Raw genomic sequence first — 815 nt, 5'->3', positions numbered from 1 at the left:
GTCAGATAAGCATCGTTTTTTTGAATTTGCAGATCAATTTCAATTTCATCTAAATCTAAATATTTGCTCCACTGCTTCGATTCCGATCTCAATGTATTTAACAATGTTTCTTTTAATGTTATATTAGCTCTGCTTTTACTTATATTGTCCTCTATTTCTTGTATTGATTTTAATAGTTCAAAGGCAACTTTATAATTTGATAAAAAAGTTAATTTTTCTTCTTTAGTTAAAGATATATTCTTATCCTCTATATAAATACTTATATTTGAATCGCTTCCCATTATTTTCTCTTTTTCAATACTTAAAGTTGATTCTTTTCTTATTTTAGCATTAATTTCACTTTCCAAATTACTCATCTTAAGAGTAGTTAAGCGTATTTCCTCCATACAGCTGCTTTCCTCAGCTTTTAAATTCAACAATTGCTTTTCCAATTCAGTTAAATTTTTACCAAATTCATCAATTTTTCTCAAAACTGATTCTTTTAATATTTCGCTCGATTCAAAAGTTACACCACAGACTGGACAAATATTACCAATTTCGCCATTCACTAAATGTCCTTGTACTTGTCTTACTAATTGCTCCACTATTGATTCTTTTTTTTCCGACACTTTACTTTCTAATTTGTTTATTTTATTTCTAATCAAAGCTAGCTTAATATCGTTATTTTTAAGTTCCTGTTTATATTTTGAAACCATATTTAAATCTTCTGAACGTCCTATTCTTAATTCTTCAACTTCGCGGTCAATTTCTAGGCATTTTAAAGTATTAATAATAGTATCCATTTCCTCTAAACAACGTTCATAGATATTTATAAA

1 protein-coding gene is annotated in these 815 nt (G+C 27.1%); it reads right to left on the bottom strand.

Going from position 1 to position 815, the window contains the following annotated elements:
- Positions 1 to 815: hypothetical protein (locus RCF13_RS04565; RefSeq protein ID WP_308140902.1), on the bottom strand; the 815-nt coding region annotated here is incomplete at both ends.

The organism is Stenotrophomonas maltophilia group sp. RNC7 (genome assembly GCF_030910085.1).
Classification (GTDB): domain Bacteria; phylum Pseudomonadota; class Gammaproteobacteria; order Xanthomonadales; family Xanthomonadaceae; genus Stenotrophomonas; species Stenotrophomonas sepilia.
Note: the sequence above shows the minus strand (reverse complement) of the source record. Positions and strands in the feature narration are given on the sequence as shown.